This window comes from Stenotrophomonas sp. YJH_SMC_135 (assembly GCF_059372355.1).
In genome coordinates, this window is sequence record NZ_JCAFVN010000006.1 from 16,460 (window position 1) to 35,095 (window position 18,636).

An 18,636-nucleotide genomic window follows, 5' to 3' on the forward strand; every position below is an offset into this window, starting at 1 on the left:
CAAGGAGTGCTGCCGTGATCAAGACCTCCAGAAATCGTCATCAAGTTGTGATCGTTGGGGCGGGCTTCGGCGGACTGGAGGCCGCCACGCACCTTGAAGGAGTGGATGTCGATGTAACAATCATTGACCGGCGGAACTATCACTTGTTCCAGCCGCTGCTCTACCAGGTGGCTGGTGCGTCACTGTCACCGTCGGAGATCGCATGGCCGATCCGCTATCTGTTCCGTGACCGCCCGGAGGTCAGAACCCTCATGGCGGAGGTCGAGGGTGTGGATAAAGCTGCCCGCCAAGTGATCCTTCAGGACGGCACTCGATACCCTTACGACACCCTTGTGCTCGCTACGGGAGCAACACATGCCTACTTTGGGCATGACGAATGGTCGAAGTACGCTCCAGGCCTGAAGAGCCTGGAGGATGCAACAACCATTCGAGGCAGGATCTTGAGCGCGTTCGAGCAAGCGGAGCTCTGCAATGATCCCGAGGTTCGAGAGGCCCTTCAAACCTTTGTGATCATTGGTGGTGGGCCTACAGGTGTCGAGCTTGCCGGAACCATCGCGGAGCTGGCGCGTGGCACGCTGCAGGATGACTTTCGGTCAGTTGATCCCAGCAAAACCCGGGTATTTCTCATTGAGGCGGGTCCGCGGCTGCTCCCCGTCTTTCCTGAAAAGCTCTCCGAGTACACGAGGCGCGCCCTCGAGAAGCTTGGGGTATCCGTTTTGTTGGGGGCCCCTGTCACCGAGTGCGCCTCTGATGGGGTGATGCTCAATGGCAAGAAGCTGGCGGCATCCACAATCGTCTGGGCAGCGGGAGTTCAGGCGTCTCCAGCCGCACGTTGGCTCGACACCGAATCAGATCGGGCGGGGCGCGCAATCGTCGGCCCTGATCTAACGGTGCCTGGTTCCCCCAACATTTTCGTGATCGGGGACACTGCTTCATCAGCCACTGCGGACGGAAAGACCGTTCCTGGAATCGCGCCGGCGGCCAAGCAGCAAGGCAAGTACGTCGCGGGCCAGATTGAAGGGCTGATAACAGGGGCGCGGAGGACCGCTGCATTCAAGTACCGGCACCAGGGCAACCTCGCCACGATTGGACGCAGCCTTGCAGTAATCGATATGGGGAAGCTAAAGCTGAGCGGAGGAATCGCATGGTGGATCTGGAAGCTCGCTCACATCTACTTCCTTATCGGAGTGCGAAATCGCCTGAGCGTCGCAATGAGCTGGGTATGGAATCACAGCGTTGGATACAGAGGGGCTCGCATCATCCTCCGTGAAAAAGCAAGCAATGCCACAAGCGGCTCATTGGATGGGAAGCTGAAATAGGGGCCAAGACGCTCTGAATGCACACTCGCAACTGACTTCCCGAAGGAGAACACCTTGGCAGATCTATTCACAGCGAAACCAAGGGCACCACTGGCCGAACTGCTACGACCGAAGTCTCTCGACGAGTTTGTTGGGCAGCAGCACCTGCTGGGGCCGGGGAAGCCTTTGCGTCTTGCCTTTGAAGCAAGAAGTCTGCACTCCTTCATCATGTGGGGGCCCCCGGGCGTCGGTAAGACCACCCTGGGGCGCCTCGCAGCGATGGTGACTGACAGTCACTTCATTGCGATCTCCGCCGTACTCGCCGGGGTAAAGGACATCAGGCAGGCCATTGATGATGCGCGGGCCGAACTCGACGTACGCGGTCGCTCCACGGTGCTTTTCGTCGACGAAATTCACCGGTTCAACAAGGCCCAGCAGGATGCGCTGCTACCTCACGTTGAATCAGGGCTACTCACGCTGGTGGGCGGCACCACAGAGCATCCAGGACTGGCCGTTAACTCGGCGCTGCTTTCGCGCGCGCAGGTGTACACACTTGAGCCTCTGTCTGACGCAGATCTTGAGAAGCTCTACGAACGCGCCAGACCTCACTTGCGAGGCGTTGACCTCTCCGATCCCGCATTGCAGCTGCTGAAGGGCTTCGCTGATGGTGATGGCCGCAGATTCCTGAATCTTCTCGAGCAGGTCTCAACTGCGGCCTCTGAGAAGCGGGTGGAAGAGGTGGATCTTGAGTTTGCCAAGCGCTCCACCAGCCCGTCACTGCGTCGATTCGATAAGGGTGGGGACGAGTTCTATTGGCAGCTCTCCGCGTTTCACAAATCACTGCGTGGCTCTGATCCCGACGCCTCCCTCTACTGGCTAGCGCGCATTCTGGATGGGGGCGGGGACGTGAGCCAGGTCACACGTCGAATGATTGTTATGGCAAGCGAAGATATCGGAAATGCTGATCCGGGCGCTCTGCACTTGGCCATCCACGCTGCGCAGGCGTATGAGCGACTTGGCTCTCCTGAAGGTGAAATTGTCTTGGCCCAGGCTGCGACCTATCTGGCGCTCTCCCCCAAGTCGAATGCGTCCTATGCGGCTTGGGATCTAGCAAGGGCCTTCGTCAAGGAGCACGGATCATTACCAGTTCCCATGCATCTTCGGAATGCTCCAGCGAAGCTTATGAGGCAGATGGGGTATCGACAAGCATATCGCTACGCGCATCATGAGCCAGACGGCTACGCAGCTGGACAGACGTACCTGCCGGAGGGTGTGGAGAGGCCGAACTGGTATCGGCCCACTGATCGGGGAGCTGAGCGCGCCTTGGCTGAGAGACAGGCATGGCAGCGAGCCTTGGATGAAGAGGCATCGCAAACCGAAGCCGATCCCTCTTCGGGCCAGTGATCCAGCTGAACTTAACGTCTACAACCTACAGAGACATGCACATGCCAAACGCCACATTCGGTGAAGCTTCCTGCAGTGTCGCAGCAAGCGGCCTTGTAGAGGTGCGCGGTGCGCGTGAGAACAACCTTAGAGACGTTGATGTCTCAATTCCTCGCAACGCACTGGTCGTCTTTTCCGGTGTATCCGGTTCCGGGAAGTCATCTCTTGCATTCGGGACAATCTATGCGGAAGCTCAAAGGAGGTACTTTGAGTCCGTTGCTCCCTATGCTCGACGCCTAATCGATCAAGCAGGCGTCCCTGATGTTGACTCCATCGATGGACTCCCGCCAGCGGTAGCACTGCAGCAGCAGCGTGGTGCCAGCAATGCGCGATCTTCGGTGGGTAGCGTCACCACGCTATCCAGCCTCATTCGTATGATGTATTCCCGCGCGGGAGCATATCCGGCTGATCAGCCTATGCTCTATGCCGAGGACTTCTCACCCAATACTCCCCAGGGCGCATGCGCGACCTGCCATGGCCTTGGCCATGTGTACGAGGTGACAGAGGCCCTCATGGTGCCGGATCCAAAGCTGAGCATCCGTGAGCGTGCCATTGCTTCGTGGCCACCTGCATGGCACGGGCAGAACCTTCGCGACATTCTGGTGACGCTGGGCTACGACATTGATAGACCTTGGAAGGACCTTCCCAAGAAGGACCGCGATTGGATTCTGTTTACCGAGGAGTCGCCCACTGTGCCGGTCTATGCTGGGTTCACGCCAGCGGAGACGCGTGCGGCCCTGAAGCGTAAGACTGAGCCAAGCTACATGGGAACCTTCACTGGCGCCCGTAGGTATGTCCTGCACACGTTTGCTAACACGCAAAGTGCCCTGATGAGGCGCCGCGTATCGCGATACATGGAGGGAAAGCTTTGTCCCACCTGCCATGGCAAGCGCCTTAAGGCAGAGTCGCTGTCAGTGACATTTGCGGGTGTGGACATTGGTCAATTCATGCAGATGCCTCTTGACCAACTGGCGTCCCTGCTCGAGCCCATTTCTCGAGGAGACTTCAGTGCTCATGCTGGCGGGGGGAAGGCGAACAAGGAGGCCACCCGTCGTGATCGCGCCGATAGGGCGGCCAGTGGGCGGGCGGTCCACGCGGTGTCTCCTGACGTCCGCCGCACCTCAGCGCTGTCGGAGGAGAAGCGCCTGGCCGCGCAGCGCCTCGCTAGTGGAGTGATGAGCCGAATCAGTCAGTTGCGTGGCCTTGGGCTTGGTTATCTAACTTTGGATCGCGCTACGCCGACATTGTCCGCTGGCGAGTTGCAGCGATTGAGACTCGCCACGCAGTTGAGCTCGCTGCTCTTTGGCGTGGTGTACGTGTTGGACGAGCCGTCGGCAGGCCTTCATCCCTCCGACAGCCAGGCTCTCTATGACGCCTTGGACCGCCTCCGCGACGGTGGTAATTCCGTATTTGTTGTGGAGCACGATCTGGAGCTGATGCGCCGTGCCCAGTGGTTGGTGGATGTTGGGCCTGAGGCGGGAGAGCGGGGCGGCAAAGTGCTCTACAGTGGAGAGCCGGATGGTCTTCGTGACATCGACGAGTCACGTACCGCGTTGTACCTCTTTGACAAGGTCCCGCCCCCTAGTGGCCAAGAGCGTCAAGCGAGTGGTTGGCTGGAACTTCAGGGCATCCAGCGTCACAACCTGAAGCGCATTGATGCAAAGATACCTTTGGGCATCCTCACCGCGGTGACCGGGATTTCGGGATCGGGCAAGTCCAGCCTCGTCGCCCAGGCGTTGCCGGAGCTGATGATGCTTCAACTTGGGCACGAGCCTGAGGACGACGCGGTGGAAACGGGGGCAGCAGACGGGCCAACCGTCATCGAGACGACAGGGGGACACCTCGGCGGAGATGTCGATGCTATTCAGCGTCTCGTCCAGGTTGATCAGAAGCCAATCGGACGGACGCCGCGATCGAATCTCGCGACTTACACCGGCCTTTTCGATCATGTTCGAAAGCTTTTTGCCGCAACACCAGATGCGCGGCGTCGACGTTACGACGCAGGTCGATTCTCCTTCAACGTGGCCAAGGGACGTTGTGAGACGTGCGAAGGGGAGGGATTCGTGAGCGTCGAGCTGCTGTTTATGCCTAGCGTCTATGCACCGTGCCCAACGTGCCACGGTGCGCGATACAACGAGGCTACGCTGAAGGTGCTTTGGAACGGTAAGAACATTGCAGACGTTCTGCGGATGACTGTGGAGGATGCACGTGAATTCTTTGGCGATGAGGACGCGATCGCTCGCCCACTTCAGTTGCTGAAGGAGATCGGCCTTGGATACCTTCGACTGGGCCAGCCGGCTACCGAGCTATCGGGTGGTGAAGCGCAGCGAATCAAGCTGGCCACAGAGCTTCAACGGAGCCAGCGCGGGCGGACACTGTATGTCCTGGATGAACCTACTACGGGCCTCCATGCCTCGGACGCGGATAGGCTGCTTGTGCAGCTCCAGCGGCTCGTTGATTCCGGCAATACGGTGGTCATGATCGAGCACGACATGCGTGCCGTTGCTCAGGCGGATTGGGTAATCGACGTGGGTCCAGGTGCCGGTGACGCGGGCGGGCAGATCGTGGCGGCAGGAACTCCAAAACAGGTCGCTCGCGTGAAGAGAAGCCGTACCGCCCCCTTCTTGGCTGAGGAACTCGCCCGCGCGGGTTGACCCGACGCTCTTCTGGCCACCATGAGCGTCCCTGGCGCTCATGGTGGCCAGATCCCGTATCAGAGAGCGGCCAAGCGACTCGGCGTTAGCGCTTCCCTGCTTTGGATGGCGTTAGGGCCGAGGTGGGGGAGGGCGTCATCTGCATAAGGCTCGGTAGTGCTCCGACGGCGGAATGGAGTGCATCGAAAACTACTCTGACGCGAGGTGAGACTGGGCCGCGTTGTGGCCGATAGACGTACAAGCCCCACGGGGCAGGATCGAATTCTTCCATCACACGCTGCAGAACACCTGACTGAATGAGTGGGGCAGCCATGTAATCAGCAAGTTGGGCAAACCCCAAGCCCGCAATGACCCCTGCCATCTCCATGTCGGCATTGTCTGCAATGAAGGCCGGTGCTGTCGGCGCCACCTGTACGCCTCCAGCCAGGTACCAGGGCCAGGGCCTGCCTGTATTGATGTCCACCGACGCAACCAGTGGAAACCGCGAGAGCTCGCTAGTCTCCGCTGGTGCTCCGATTCTCTCTACAAGTGCGGGGGAGCCAACGATGTGCAGTCGCATCTCTCCTGCCTTCTTCGCAATGAATCTGCTATCACGCATGAAGCCGACGCGGATTCCGACATCGATCCCTTCATCGACAGCGTCTGCAACCCGATCGCTTAAGCGAACGTCCAAGACAATTCCCGGGTGACTTTGGGTCACTGTATCCAAGGCGGCAAGAACTGCCCTGGAGCCCATGCTGTGAGGGGCACTAATTCGGACTGTGCCCACAATCTGTGAGGCCGTCGCCTTGGTTCGCGGGCGCCACAGCTTGTCTAAGCCCTCAAGCGCCGGCCGCAGCTGATGTAAGAGATCCTCCCCAAAGGCCGTGATGCGAACCTGGCGTGTGCTTCGGTGGAACAACAGCTCCCCGTAATGACTTTCAAGGGCCTGTATCGCTCGGGTGATGGCCTGAGGAGAGCTTCCCAGTCGAACAGCGGCCTCACGAAAGCTCGGCGCCTCAGCCGCGGCCCTAAACGTCTTTAGAAGATCCAGCTCGCTGTTCATCTCAAGGCCCCCGTGGTCGTTGGGCTCATATTATTCCATTTTAGGGAATTATGAAATCCTATCAATTCCATATACAACAATTCTCCAGGTCTCCAGAATTCCTCCACACCCTCACCTGACCGGAGAACCTGATGAGCAAGTTCAACTACATCGAAGAGTACTACCAGGCATTCAACCGCGGTGATCGCGACGCGATGCTCTCGATGCTCACTGATGACGTTGTGCACGATCTAAATCAGGGGAATCGCGAAGTAGGGATCGACGCATTCCGCGCGTTCCTGAGCCGCATGGATTCCTGCTACAGCGAGCAGCTTCACGACATCGTGGTGATGTACAGCAGCGATGGTGCGCGTGCCGGCGCGGAGTACGTGGTGCACGGACTCTACCACCACACGGACGAAGGTCTCCCTGCAGCGGCAGGGCAGATCTATGTTCTTCCCGGTGGCGCGTTCTTTGACATCCGTGATGGAAAGATTGCGCGCGTTACCAACTACTACAACCTGGAGGACTGGATTTCCCAGGTCCACAAGGCGCCCTGAAATGGCTACCAACGTGCGAGTAGAGGTACTGGTCGGCACCGAAATCGAGGACTGGCTCGATCGCGTCGCTCAGCTGCGGATCGAGATATTCAGTAGCTATCCCTACCTGTACGAAGGAGACATGGACTATGAGCGTCACTACCTCCGCAACTATGCGACGTCTGACGGGGGCATCGTTGTCCTGGCCAGGGATGGAAGGGACGTTGTAGGTGCATCGACTGGCCTTCCTTTGTTGAGCGCCGATGCCGCTTTCATTCGTCCCTTCCAGGAGCACGGTCCCCGGCCAGAAGAAGTCTTCTACTGCGGGGAGTCCGTACTGAGGCCGGAGTACAGAGGAGCTGGCTTGGGCCACGTCTTCTTTGATCGAAGAGAGGAGCAAGCCCGACGAAAGGGCTTCAAGTGGTCTTCTTTCGCGTCGGTGGTTCGGTCGGAGACTGATCCGCTTAGGCCACCTGGATATCGAAGCAATGAAGGCTTCTGGACTCGCCGTGGGTATGCACAACAGAGCGCGATGAAGGTCGCTCTTCCCTGGCGGCAGCATGGGGCCACGCACGAAACCGAGCAGACACTTTCACTTTGGCTCCGTTCCTTGGAGGACGTTACATGAAGATTGCAGCAGCTAAGTACGTGATCGGTCGTCCGAAGACCTTTGCCGAGTTCGCTGCGCGCCAGCGCCGAATTCTGAATGACGCAAGGGAACAAGGAGTTGAGCTTGCAGTACTTCCGGAATACCTGTCGCTGGAACTGGGTTCGACTCTTCCAGAAGCTCTTCAGCTTAGCCTGAGGTCCACCCTGGAGTCGCTCCAGATCTATCAGAGCGCATGGTGTGAGCTCTATAGCACCTTGGCTGTCGAACTGGGAATGACCATCCAGGCAGGAACGTTCCTCACCGCAACATCCCATGGGATGTATCGCAACCGTGCCTGGTGGTTCACAGCTGATGGTCGCAGCGGATGGCAGGACAAGCTTCAGCTTACTGGCTTCGAGAAGCAGGCAGTTGTCATCGAGCCTGGCGATCGCATCGCGGCGTTTGAGCAGGACGGAAAGCGTGTCGGGATTGCGGTTTGCTATGACAGCGAATTTCCGCTTCCTGTTCGCCTCCAGCAGGAGGCAGGGGTGCGCTTGCTGTTGGTGCCAAGTTGCACCGACACCGACGCCGGTGCCACCCGTGTCGATGTTGGGTGCCGAGCGCGAGCGCTTGAGAATCGGATGTTCGTGGCAAAGGCGGTCACCGCCGGCGTCGCCGACTGGAGTGAAGCGCTTGATGTCAACACCGGTGAAGCAATGATCCTCTCACCGATGGACCATGGCTTCCCCAGTGACGGCGTGCTCGCAGCGACCTCCGACGATCAGGAGTGGGCGATTGCTGACATTGACTTCGCAGCGCTCGAAGCAAGCCGTGCACGAGCGCAGGTAGCCGTCGACAAGGATTGGGATGGTCAGCTCCGCTTCCATTCCGTTGAGGTCCTGAACTAACCAACGTCTAGATGCCTGAGCCATGAAGTGCTCGTGGGCGTCGCTGGCAACTCAAATACCTGGGGAATCAAAATGCATCGTATTGTCATTGTTGGTGGTGGGGCCGGAGGGCTGGAGCTGGCTACGCAGCTGGGCCGGAAGCTCGGGCGCTCAGGGCGAGCAAAAGTCACTCTTGTCGATGCTCGGATGACGCATCTGTGGAAGCCACTTCTTCACGAGGTTGCCTCAGGCGCGTTGGATGCCGCAGAAAGTGAGCTCAACTATCTCGCCCAGGCTAGCTGGAATCACTTCCAGTTTCAGTTGGGGCGGATGACGGGTTTGGATCAGAAGTCCAGAAAGATCGAGCTTGCCCCACTGTACGATGAGGAGGGCAACGTTATTGCGCCCCGTCGCTCGATCTCCTACGACACCCTGGTGATCAGCGTGGGTAGCGGAACGAACGACTTTGGAACTCCCGGTGCAGCGGATCATTGCCTGTTCCTGGACGATCCCGATGCCGCCATTGCTTTCCAGAAGCGGCTGCTGAGCGAGTACATGGGCGCGCAAGCGCGCGGCAAGTCAGAAACACTGGAGGTTGCGATCGTCGGCGCCGGCGCCACCGGTGTCGAGCTGGCGGCCGAGCTGCGTGATGCTGCAAGGCAATTTAGCGCTTATGGGCTGGACAAGATCTCTCCCGAGAATCTGAAAATCACGCTTATCGAGGCTGGTCCGCGAGTGCTGCCAGCTCTGCCAGAGCGCGTGAGCCTGCCGGTCGCCGAGCGACTTGTACATGAAGGCGTTCGTGTCATGTGTGGCTCGGCTGTGACCCTAGTGGATGAAGAGGGCCTGCAACTCGCCAATGGCATCAAGGTTGCTGCGAGGCTGAAGGTATGGGCGGCGGGCATCCGTGCTCCCGTCTTCCTTGCATCCCTCGGGAACCTAAAGACCAATCGCATCAACCAGCTCGAGGTATCTGAAACGCTGCAGACAACGCAGGATCCGAACATCTTCGCATTCGGGGATTGTGCAGCCTGCCCGAATGGACACAGCGGTACAAACGTTCCCCCCAGGGCACAGGCCGCTCATCAGCAGGCTCACTTCCTTGCGCAGGCGATTACCCGCCGTATCGAGGGACGCCCGCTGCCCAGCTTCACCTATCGAGACTATGGATCGCTGGTGTCCCTGTCGAGGGAGGGCGCCGTTGGCACGCTGATGGGTAACCTCATGGGGTCATTCAAGGTCGAGGGCTGGCTGGCCAGGATGTTCTACATCTCACTGTATCGCATGCACCAGAGGAGCCTGTTCGGTACACGCCGGGTGGTTGCGCGCATGCTGGCAGACGCATTGGGACGGAGTACGGAGCCTCGCCTCAAGTTGCATTGATGCGGGCGAGCTGAGGGGCGGAGCTGCGAGTCAACAATTCCAACGCAAGGAATTATGAAATCCAATCTGTTCCATATACAGCAATCCATCGAAGTCCAATACTTGGTCCCAACAGCTCGCTAAGAAGAATGCTGTAGGCGCATTCGACCTGATTGAAACGCGTTCTAGAGCCGGCGCCAGGGGCGGCGCGCCCGATGTACCACTGATCAAGCTCGCCCCAAAGACCGTTGTCGCACTTATCTCGTTACACCCAAGGAGAACTCACATGAAATCCCGTGCAGCCGTTGCATTCGGTCCCGGTCAACCGCTCGAGATCGTCGAAATCGATGTTGCTCCGCCGAAGAAGGGCGAAGTACTGGTGAAGATCACCAGCACTGGTGTCTGCCATACCGACGCATTCACCCTGTCGGGCAATGACCCTGAAGGCCTGTTCCCGGTGGTGCTGGGCCATGAAGGCGCCGGCATCGTTGTCGAAGTGGGCGAGGGCGTGACCAGTGTGAAGCCCGGCGATCACGTCATCCCGCTGTACACCGCAGAATGCGGTGAGTGTCTGTTCTGCAAGAGCGGCAAGACCAACCTGTGCGTTGCCGTACGCGCCACCCAGGGTAAGGGTGTGATGCCTGATGGCACCAGCCGCTTCAGCTACAACGGCCAGCCGCTGTATCACTACATGGGCTGCTCGACCTTCAGCGAGTACACCGTCGTGGCCGAAGTCTCTCTGGCCAAGATCAATCCGGAAGCGAATCCGGAGCACGTCTGCCTGCTCGGTTGCGGTGTCACCACTGGCATTGGTGCGGTGCACAACACGGCCAAGGTGCAGGAAGGTGACAGCGTGGCCGTGTTCGGCCTCGGTGGCATCGGCCTGGCGGTGATCCAGGGTGCTCGTCAGGCGAAGGCTGGTCGCATCATCGCAGTGGACACCAACCCGTCCAAGTTCGAGTTGGCCAAGCAGTTCGGCGCAACCGAATTCGTGAACCCGAAGGATTACGACCGTCCGGTTCAAGAAGTCATCGTTGAGATGACCGGCTGGGGCGTCGATCACAGCTTCGAGTGCATCGGCAACGTCAATGTGATGCGTTCGGCGCTGGAGTGTGCACACCGCGGCTGGGGCCAGAGCGTTGTCATCGGTGTGGCCGGTGCTGGTCAGGAGATCTCCACCCGTCCGTTCCAGCTCGTGACCGGTCGTCGCTGGATTGGCAGCGCCTTCGGTGGTGTGAAGGGCCGTAGCCAGCTGCCTGGCATGGTCGAAGACGCCATGCGGGGTGAGATCGATCTGGCTCCGTTCGTGACCCATACGATGGGCCTGGAAGCAATCAACGAAGCCTTCGAACTCATGCACGAAGGCAAGTCCATTCGTACTGTCATCAACTACTGATGCACCGCAGCACCGGGCAACCGGTGCTGCACTTCCAACAATAGGAGTTTAAGTCCATGCAACACCAAACTATCCATCCCTCGGTCGATTCCGGCGTCGTTGCCGGAACCGCCGGCTTCAAGGGCGGCACGCTGAAGTGCCTGTGCTCTGACAAGCCGGTTGAGATCTCCGTCGCAAGCAATGTGGCCCACAACCATGCCTGTGGTTGCACCAAGTGCTGGAAGCCGGAAGGCGCCATCTTCTCCGTGGTCGGTGTCGTTCCCCGCGATACCGTTTCGATCACGGCGAATGCCGACAAGCTGGCGATTGTCGATCCGGCTGCGACCATCCAGCGCCACGCGTGCAAGGACTGCGGTGTCCACATGTTTGGCCGCATCGAGAACAAGTCCCATGCCTTCTACGGCCTGGACTTCATTCACGTTGAACTGTCCGAACAGAAGGGCTGGGAAGAACCGCGCTTCGCCGCATTCGTGTCTTCGATCATCGAAGGCGGCGGCGCAAGGCCGGAACAGATGGACGGCGTCCGTAGCCGCCTGAAGGCTCTGTCCCTGGAGCCGTACGACGTGTTGAACCCGCCGCTCATGGATGCGCTGTCCGCGCATGCTGCACGACTCAGCGGCGTTCTCTCCTAAGCAGTGTAAATGCCGCCCCTTGCATGCAAGGGGCGGTACTTCCTGACAGTACGCCACCGGCGTATACATTTTCGCTCAGAGCCTGGAGTCTTCGACCATGTCCTTGCTTCCCCCCAACGCAATGCACGAGCGGACTCTGCAGGGCGTACAGAGCACCGGCAACGCACGGGCAATTACGAAGGCCGCGACTCTCACTGCGGTCATGATGTCCGTCGAAATTGCTGGAGGATGGGCCTTCAACTCGATGGCTCTTCTCGCAGATGGCTGGCACATGAGCTCTCACGTGCTGGTACTCCTGTTCGCACTTTCTATCGCTTGGTACGCTGAGCGGAATCAGAGCCGCCCAGAGCGCGCGGCTCGGGTGCTAGCGGTTGAGCTCATCGCGGCGAGCGTAAGCGCGATGATCATGCTTTGGATTGCCGCTTCGATGGCCTATGAATCGACGGAGCGTCTCCATGCGCCAGAGGCTGTTCAGTACTCAGAAGCGCTTGCCATCGCCGTTGCGGGTTTGATTACAAATATATTCTCAGCGCGGTGGCTACATTCTGCCTACCATCGCGAAGGTGCTGCGGTTGATCACTGCCACGTTCCGCATGAGCGCCATGCTGACGAGAAGGGGGCCGATGCGCGCAGGAGTCCCAATCTTCGTGCGGCCTATCTTCACGTCGCTACGGACACCGCTGTAACGGCACTCGCAATTACTGCACTTGTCGTGGGGATGATCTGGGACGTGACGTGGCTGGACTCAGTCACAGGCCTCATCGGAGCGTCGGTTGTCGCAGTCTGGGCCATTAGATTGCTTCGTAGCTCCATTTCGGCGTGGATAGGTCGGCGTAAGTAGCTAGTGCGGTGGTGCCTCCGTGCTCAGCACGGAGGCTAGCCCTGCGATTGGGAGCCTTCCACAAAACTCGCTGCGACCGGAGTCATTCCTGGACGCATCTGGCGAGCCCGCTGAGCGCATATGCCCCACCTCACATGATGCGGAGTTGCTGGCGGGGTGGCCATTCTCTCAGTCAGAGATCAACAAACTGACTGTGATTCTGAAACGTCCATCTTGAGCGGCTGACGTTGCTTCGCAGCGAGGTGACGTGCCCTTCAGTCTAGGTCAGTACCTGGGGCGCCGGCTGTTGCGGCACTAGGGGAGGGCCTGGACGATCTCTTGCTCAGGCGAACGTCTTGGCGAGCCCAAGAGCGCTAGATACTGCTGCAGGGATGCGCCGCCTTTGAAAGCAATTGGCGTGCGGCCGGCTGATGGCCTGGTGTATGGCTCAAACCCCTTCCTCCGGGTCTACTGCGACAGCGCATTAGATCTTCAATTGAACCTCACATTGAGTCAAATGGCAGCAAGCCCATGAAAAGACTGGCGCTTAGTCGGTTGTCTGTGATGGCGGCACTCGTGTTCCTGGCCGCTGCCCGAGCCCCGGTGGCCCAGGCGGCCGAACAATGTGGCCCGGACGCGATGCGCGATCACCCGCCGCAGATCAGCTTCCGCGTCGACAACGACCTGTTCGGTGGCCGCCACCAAGACCAGGGCTATACCAACGGCGCGCAGCTGACCCTGGTCTCGCCGAACCTGGTCGACTACACCGCCGACCCGTGCCTGCCGCGCATGGCGCGCTGGGTGAACCAGTACCTGGAAGGCCTGCACCCCGGCAGGTTCGAGCAGCAGAACATGATCTTCAGCATCGGCCAGGCCATCTTCACCCCCACCGACCCGACCCGCCGCGACCTGATCGAGGATGACCGGCCGTATGCCGGCGTGCTGCTGGCCAGCTTCGGCTTCAACGCACGCAGCGGCGACCGCCTGCAGACCACCCAGCTGGCCGTGGGCGTGGTCGGGCCCTGGGCCCAGGGCAGGCAGGTGCAGAACGCCGTGCACGACGCGCTAGGGGACGAGAAGTTCAAGGGTTGGGACAACCAGCTGCACAACGAGCCGGTGTTCATGCTGACCCACGAGCGCATGCGCCGCTGGCCGGCCGATGCCAGTGTCAATGCCGGCGGCTGGGGCTGGGATGCGATCAGTCACTATGGCGGTGCGATCGGCAACCTGGAAACCAAGGCCAACGCCGGTGGCGAAGTGCGCTTCGGCTGGAAGCTGCCCGACGACTTCGGCAGCACGCCGCTGCGCCCGGCCGGCGAGAACACCGCGCCGACCCGTGGTGGCCGCCTCAGCGGCTGGTCCTGGCACTTGTTTGCGACCACCGACGCGGCATGGGTAATCCGCGACATCACTCTGGACGGCAATACCTTCCGCAACAGCCACAGCGTGGACAAGCGCCACGTGGTCGCCCAAGGCGGCTACGGCATCGCGGTGATGCGCGGGCGCTGGAGATTCGCAATGGCGCGTTACCACAGCACCCGGGAGTTCTATGGCCAGCGCCAGTCGCCGGTGTTCGGAAGCTTCACTATTAGCCGCTCGCTATAGTAGGTGGCGACGATCGCGGGTGTTCGACCATGCAATGTCCTTGAGTGCAGTACCTCGCAGAGCGACTACAGAAGTAACGCGGGAGTGCATGATGGAGAGTACTGAATGATGCTAATCACCAAGCTCGTCGTAGTCATCGTCGCGCTTGCCGCTGGGATCAAGGTGATTGATTGCTGTGTCGTGTGGGCAGCGCGACGAAGGCTGGAGAAACTTCAGAAGCTAAAGGCGCCGGCCCCATCGAGATCTCCTTTACCCGATGCCCTGGTGGTCTACTACTCTCGCTCTGGGCACACCGCCTTAGCCTCTAGTTATCTGGCGAACCAGTTACACGCCGATCTGCGTGCTGTCGAAGCATTTGACTACTCATTGGGCTTGGCCGGGTGGGTGAATGCTATGGCTGATGGGGGTCTTGATGACGCGTGGATAAATCCCGCGTGGATGGATCTAGCTCCCTATGACGCTATCTATTTGGGAACACCCATCTGGCGTGGTTGCCCAGCGCCGCCGGCTTGGGAGTTTGTTAGGAGCAACATGTTCCCTGGGAAAAAGGTCGTACTAGTCACTACATCCAGAGGATCATGGAAGCAGTCAGCTATTGAGCTCCTTGGGCGAGAGATAGTTCGACGAGGTGCGCGATCATTCGAGCATCGGCCTTTGGCGCGCAAGCGTGCCTGGTTCAGAAGATCGGACCCAGATGATCTCAGAATTACGGATCTGATGTGACCGACCTACCATGAATGCCCCCGGCCAATGCTGCGTTTAGTCGGCACCCCTCGCCTTAGCTAGCGCTATGCCAATCGCCGCGTCGCCCCTTGCTGCACGCTCGTCAACGGCCTAGGGCCGTCCCGAGAGTTTCGTGAGGTGGTTTCATTCGCGATTGTCGAGCCGTCCGTTAGACAACGCATGCTGGAGAGCAATCGCAACCTGCGTCGCGGCGTAGACCCAATCGTTGTCTTCTTCGTACGGATCCACTTCCGAATCTTCTTTGCCACCATGGAAGAGGTTGTTGCGGACTTGCCGCATGGCTTCCACCAGCGCGACCGCATCCGATTCGGCATCCAATGGGCAGGGGCAAAAGCGGGCCACCAAGTTCCCGTTCTCTTCAATAATCATCTGCTTCATGGGGCGCTCATCGCGTTGACAGAGAAGGCGCGCACGCGCCGACTCAGGAACCTCTGACGCGAAATCGTCGCCCAACTTTCGGACGCGCTCTTGCACCTTGCGCCAAGCCACGTCGGACGTCGGTTGCCCCGTCCGGTCTTTCCGGAAGAAGTCCCCGTGCCGTCGGAGCTGGAATTCCAGTTTGCTCACGGTCTTGAGAAGGTCGTAGGCGAGATTGGCGCTTACCGGCATTTCAGCATTCTATGTGAGTAGTGTGAGGTCCGAATCGCAAACTGCCACAGCGAAGGCACAAGGACCACCAAGAAATGGCGCTACTTGAGAGCCGCCTAACACGCGGGAGGATGTCATCCTGTAGGCCGGGCGTCGCACCTCATCTAGATTCTTGACCTATAACCGCTTCGGGCTGGCAACGCAGGTCGGCAGTGACTTGGGACAACTTTGCCTAGACACCGCTAAGAATACTTGGATGGGGTTCGCGTGAAGGCCGCGCTTACGATTCGCCTCTCAGTAGTCGTCCATTGATTGCAGGTGAGTGCTGCGCTTCGACTTGGTGGCTGTCGAGTCTGGGTCGGGTTCATCTCCGTTCACCGTTACCCACTCGATGAGAGGGCCCAGGTCGGATTGGCGGCGGGCTTCCGCATACAGCTTGCTATAGGCGGCCATGGCGTATATCGGCGACAGCATGAGCTCCGCTGCCAAGGCGAAGACATCGGACTCGGGTGGCAGCGACACAGTGGTGAAGGCGCCGCTGTCGGCATCGGTGTGGCGCTCAGCCAGCGCATCCAGAAGACGCCGACGGAGTGCTTGCTGGAAGGGGCTATGGGTGGGATTAGGACACCTCAGGCCGTCTTCGACCGGAACCCAGGTGTCCAGTGACCAGGCGGGGGCGAGCACTTGCGGGGTTGCCGCGTCGTCAATCCCCTGTGCATTACCCTTCAGAGTGCCCATAGCCTGGTCAGAAAGCCGATTTCGCAACAACCAGCGGTCATCAACTGAACGCTGCCAGAGAGTCCATAGACTCCCACCGGACCGCCATTGGCCGATCTCCTCGAACAGTTCGGAGGCCAGTCCGCCTCGCGCCTCCAGCTTTGAGGCAAGGCTCCATGAGGCCGCCAGCGCGGGTGGGTTACGGAGCGGATGGGCCACGTTCGATAGGCCTAGCCATTGCGCGAGCACCGCAAAATCGGATAGACCCTCCCTGATTTCCTTAGGAACGGCTGCAACGCATTGTCCAACGGTATCGATGTGCTGCCCGCCCCGCTGGAAGGCAGCGAGGGCCGCGTACAAGGCCCACATCGGGCTGGCCATTGCTTGCTCGGTTGATGGCACCGCCACCTCCCGGCCGACTGTAAGCTGCGCTCGCGCCGCCTCCGTCGCAAGCCCGATCGGATCGAACAGCAGTGACGCACTTCCCATCCGGACCAGATGGATGGAGGCAGTCGCCAAGTCGAGCATTCGTGCGCCCTGAGTGTCCACCATCGGAGGGGTTGGCGGAGCTGAGGTACAGTCAAGGTAGATCTCGGTACGCCACCCCTTAATCACCGGGACGACCAGTCCGTCTTCATTCGACTCGTCCCAAGGGCTGGCCGTTCGCAGTGCGAGGCTGCCAGCTGTTGCTGCTAATTTGAGGTAGGCGTAGCCGAGCCTGTCGTCCGTACCACTGTGGATGAGGCGCTCCTCCAAGGTTGCCCCTACAAGGGAACTGAGGTGCCACTGCCGCCACGGTGGCGCGGGGTTTAGAGAGCCGTCGGGACTGAAACTGGAGTCGCGCGCGAAGACAAAGACCTCACCGATTTCGCTGAGATCGCGGCTTGGCTCCGTCGGAATCATCGAGTATTCAGCGGCATGAAGGGACTGATTTTGGTGCGTGGTTGACGTGCCGATGACGGGCGCAGCCGCGGAAAATTCGGGCCCGGGCAACCGCTGGTCGAGGGGCGCATCCGCAACAACGAACAGCGATTGCGCCGATTCGGCCCCGACGTGCACCAGGGCTTTGTAGAGTCCCGGAGCTAAGGACAGCGAGACCACTCCCGTACCGATGCTGACACGAGCGTAGCTAGCATCGAGCACCGTGATCTGCGCGTTGGGATTGTCCGTCCTCAACACCACCGGCTGCGCTGCAACCTCGTCGGTTCGCAAAGCGGGCATGTCGATAGGTGCAGCAACGGGAGGGGTGTTGCCTGCAGCTGGCAGCACCGGGTAGGGAACCTCGAAGGCGACGTCGGGTAGATTCCCTGGTGTAACGACGAGATGCAGACCCGGGGTCAGCTCCACGATGGGATGCTCGAGCTGGCGAAGCTGGCTACTGCGTAGCTGCCCATTTGGCGTCATGTCGGTGGGCGGCGCGGGTGGGTAAGGTGAGATGTCAGGATCCGGTTGCCGGTCGATGGCCGCGAATTTAGCAATGATGCGGCTCAGGTCGACGGCAACCCGGCGTGGGAGCGCGGAAGCTGGCGCCGACGCCGGGCGCTGATATATTCGAATCCGCTTCGTTGCGGGAGTCAGTGGTGGCGTGTATCCGGTTTCCTGTTCGTAGCGATCGGCCCATAGCACCTGGAAGTAGTCCGCGACGGCGCGATCCGTCACCCATCCGTCGGCGTCAGGCGGTGCGCTGCGCAGCGCGTCCAGTAGGACGCTAGTGAACAGGCCGCGAGACTGCCCGGCCGGGCCAATGTTGCGCTCAAAGGACTGACGTCCCCGCGGCGCTCCATACGCCTGGAACAATCGGACGTGTGCCGTTCGTTGCCGGTCCGGCGGGGTCCAAGTCGGCTCGAGCACCTGGCTCGCCTTGAGTACGTCCTGGCAGCAGTCCGTTACCAGGATGATTTCATCAAAGAAACCCGCGTTGGCGATTTTCGACGCATAACGCAGGACGGCGATATGCGCCGTGTCGCCGTTTTGCGCGACGGCCGAGAATAGTGCCGGGTCGTGAATCGCCGAACCGGCTGTGAACCCGTGTCCGGCGAAGAACAGATACAAGCGCTGTCCAATGCGGTCATGCCATCCGTTCGGGGTGCGCAGCCATAGATTAAGCGCCTTCTTGAGCTCCTTCTCGGTCGGGTTTGCGTCGTCCGGGGTCGCTGCCACGCCATAATCCTGCGACCGTATGACTTGGATACGTCGGGTGTCCAGGTCGCCGTACTCCGGATCGAGGAGCCATTGCCGGAACTCTTCGCCATCGTTCTCAGGTCCATGGAGGTCACTCAGGCCGGGATAACGGTTAATTGTCAGCACGATCGCGTAGTGATCATCTCGCGGCATGTCC

Annotated in this window: 15 protein-coding genes; 12 read left to right on the forward strand and 3 right to left on the reverse strand. The window is 59.9% G+C overall.

Translation table 11 applies throughout. The annotated features are described in order from the left end of the window. Positions 1-14: 14 nt before the first annotated feature. From AC5P98_RS17970 to AC5P98_RS17980, 3 genes are read left to right on the forward strand one after another with little or no spacing between them, the layout of a single operon-like run. Positions 15-1,319, forward strand: a complete 1,305-nt coding sequence (locus AC5P98_RS17970; RefSeq protein WP_026070508.1) for an NAD(P)/FAD-dependent oxidoreductase — start codon at positions 15-17, stop codon at positions 1,317-1,319. A gap of 54 nt (positions 1,320-1,373) precedes the next feature. Continuing rightward, the gene (locus AC5P98_RS17975) at positions 1,374-2,702 is read left to right on the forward strand and encodes a replication-associated recombination protein A (protein WP_005413341.1); all 1,329 of its coding nucleotides are present in this window, start codon (positions 1,374-1,376) and stop codon (positions 2,700-2,702) included. 41 nt (positions 2,703-2,743) lie between these two features. Further along, positions 2,744-5,395 carry an excinuclease ABC subunit UvrA gene (locus tag AC5P98_RS17980; RefSeq protein ID WP_032967168.1) on the forward strand — a complete coding sequence of 884 codons (2,652 nt, stop codon included), beginning with the start codon at positions 2,744-2,746 and terminating at the stop codon, positions 5,393-5,395. An 85-nt stretch (positions 5,396-5,480) separates the two neighbouring features. Here the strand turns inward: AC5P98_RS17980 and AC5P98_RS17985 are convergent, their stop codons facing one another. Beyond that, entirely contained in the window at positions 5,481-6,440 is a 960-nt protein-coding gene (locus AC5P98_RS17985) for a LysR family transcriptional regulator (protein ID WP_032966742.1), read from the reverse strand. A gap of 131 nt (positions 6,441-6,571) precedes the next feature. On the opposite strand from AC5P98_RS17985, the gene AC5P98_RS17990 reads away from it, so the two are divergent. The 9 genes from AC5P98_RS17990 to AC5P98_RS18030 all read left to right on the forward strand — a co-directional run bounded on the left by AC5P98_RS17990 (position 6,572) and on the right by AC5P98_RS18030 (position 14,972). Next, positions 6,572-6,979 (forward strand): ketosteroid isomerase-related protein, encoded by a 408-nt coding sequence (locus AC5P98_RS17990; protein ID WP_005413338.1) that lies wholly within the window; start codon positions 6,572-6,574, stop codon positions 6,977-6,979. A 1-nt stretch (position 6,980) separates the two neighbouring features. Beyond that, a complete protein-coding gene (locus AC5P98_RS17995; RefSeq protein WP_017354477.1) occupies positions 6,981-7,586 on the forward strand; it encodes a GNAT family N-acetyltransferase in 606 nt (201 codons plus the stop codon). Beyond that, positions 7,583-8,455 (forward strand): carbon-nitrogen hydrolase family protein, encoded by an 873-nt coding sequence (locus AC5P98_RS18000; protein ID WP_017354476.1) that lies wholly within the window; start codon positions 7,583-7,585, stop codon positions 8,453-8,455. The genes AC5P98_RS17995 and AC5P98_RS18000 overlap by 4 nt, the downstream gene beginning before the upstream one ends. 72 nt (positions 8,456-8,527) lie before the next feature. Further along, positions 8,528-9,817: an NAD(P)/FAD-dependent oxidoreductase gene (locus AC5P98_RS18005; protein WP_037590709.1), complete on the forward strand. Its 1,290-nt coding sequence runs from the start codon at positions 8,528-8,530 to the stop codon at positions 9,815-9,817. Positions 9,818-10,082: 265 nt separating this feature from the next. Continuing rightward, positions 10,083-11,192 (forward strand): S-(hydroxymethyl)glutathione dehydrogenase/class III alcohol dehydrogenase, encoded by a 1,110-nt coding sequence (locus AC5P98_RS18010; RefSeq protein ID WP_005413335.1) that lies wholly within the window; start codon positions 10,083-10,085, stop codon positions 11,190-11,192. A gap of 56 nt (positions 11,193-11,248) precedes the next feature. Continuing rightward, positions 11,249-11,824 carry an S-(hydroxymethyl)glutathione synthase gene (gfa, locus tag AC5P98_RS18015; protein WP_005413334.1) on the forward strand — a complete coding sequence of 192 codons (576 nt, stop codon included), beginning with the start codon at positions 11,249-11,251 and terminating at the stop codon, positions 11,822-11,824. Positions 11,825-11,945: 121 nt separating this feature from the next. Further along, on the forward strand, positions 11,946-12,665 hold the full coding sequence (locus tag AC5P98_RS18020) for a cation diffusion facilitator family transporter (RefSeq protein ID WP_017354474.1): 720 nt from the start codon (positions 11,946-11,948) through the stop codon (positions 12,663-12,665). A gap of 543 nt (positions 12,666-13,208) precedes the next feature. Then, the gene (locus AC5P98_RS18025) at positions 13,209-14,249 is read left to right on the forward strand and encodes a lipid A deacylase LpxR family protein (protein WP_017354473.1); all 1,041 of its coding nucleotides are present in this window, start codon (positions 13,209-13,211) and stop codon (positions 14,247-14,249) included. A 108-nt stretch (positions 14,250-14,357) separates the two neighbouring features. Then, positions 14,358-14,972, forward strand: a complete 615-nt coding sequence (locus AC5P98_RS18030) for a flavodoxin family protein (RefSeq protein ID WP_157804745.1) — start codon at positions 14,358-14,360, stop codon at positions 14,970-14,972. A gap of 144 nt (positions 14,973-15,116) precedes the next feature. On the opposite strand, the gene AC5P98_RS18035 is transcribed toward AC5P98_RS18030, so the two are convergent. Both AC5P98_RS18035 and AC5P98_RS18040 read right to left on the reverse strand, forming a co-directional pair. Next, positions 15,117-15,602 carry a hypothetical protein gene (locus tag AC5P98_RS18035; RefSeq protein ID WP_017354472.1) on the reverse strand — a complete coding sequence of 162 codons (486 nt, stop codon included), beginning with the start codon at positions 15,600-15,602 and terminating at the stop codon, positions 15,117-15,119. Between the two features lie 273 nt (positions 15,603-15,875). Beyond that, positions 15,876-18,632 (reverse strand): caspase family protein, encoded by a 2,757-nt coding sequence (locus AC5P98_RS18040; protein WP_017354471.1) that lies wholly within the window; start codon positions 18,630-18,632, stop codon positions 15,876-15,878. Positions 18,633-18,636: the final 4 nt, after the last annotated feature.

Bases quoted from the DNA above. Each gene is read 5' to 3' on its own strand.
- AC5P98_RS17980 (WP_032967168.1), top strand. From the start codon at position 2,744: ATGCCAAACGCCACATTCGGTGAAGCTTCCTGCAGTGTCGCAGCAAGC.
- AC5P98_RS17985 (WP_032966742.1), bottom strand. From the start codon at position 6,440: ATGAACAGCGAGCTGGATCTTCTAAAGACGTTTAGGGCCGCGGCTGAG.
- AC5P98_RS17990 (WP_005413338.1), top strand. From the start codon at position 6,572: ATGAGCAAGTTCAACTACATCGAAGAGTACTACCAGGCATTCAACCGC.
- AC5P98_RS17995 (WP_017354477.1), top strand. From the start codon at position 6,981: ATGGCTACCAACGTGCGAGTAGAGGTACTGGTCGGCACCGAAATCGAG.
- AC5P98_RS18000 (WP_017354476.1), top strand. From the start codon at position 7,583: ATGAAGATTGCAGCAGCTAAGTACGTGATCGGTCGTCCGAAGACCTTT.
- AC5P98_RS18005 (WP_037590709.1), top strand. From the start codon at position 8,528: ATGCATCGTATTGTCATTGTTGGTGGTGGGGCCGGAGGGCTGGAGCTG.
- AC5P98_RS18010 (WP_005413335.1), top strand. From the start codon at position 10,083: ATGAAATCCCGTGCAGCCGTTGCATTCGGTCCCGGTCAACCGCTCGAG.
- gfa (WP_005413334.1), top strand. From the start codon at position 11,249: ATGCAACACCAAACTATCCATCCCTCGGTCGATTCCGGCGTCGTTGCC.
- AC5P98_RS18020 (WP_017354474.1), top strand. From the start codon at position 11,946: ATGCACGAGCGGACTCTGCAGGGCGTACAGAGCACCGGCAACGCACGG.
- AC5P98_RS18025 (WP_017354473.1), top strand. From the start codon at position 13,209: ATGGCGGCACTCGTGTTCCTGGCCGCTGCCCGAGCCCCGGTGGCCCAG.
- AC5P98_RS18030 (WP_157804745.1), top strand. From the start codon at position 14,358: ATGCTAATCACCAAGCTCGTCGTAGTCATCGTCGCGCTTGCCGCTGGG.
- AC5P98_RS18035 (WP_017354472.1), bottom strand. From the start codon at position 15,602: ATGCCGGTAAGCGCCAATCTCGCCTACGACCTTCTCAAGACCGTGAGC.
- AC5P98_RS18040 (WP_017354471.1), bottom strand. From the start codon at position 18,632: ATGCCGCGAGATGATCACTACGCGATCGTGCTGACAATTAACCGTTAT.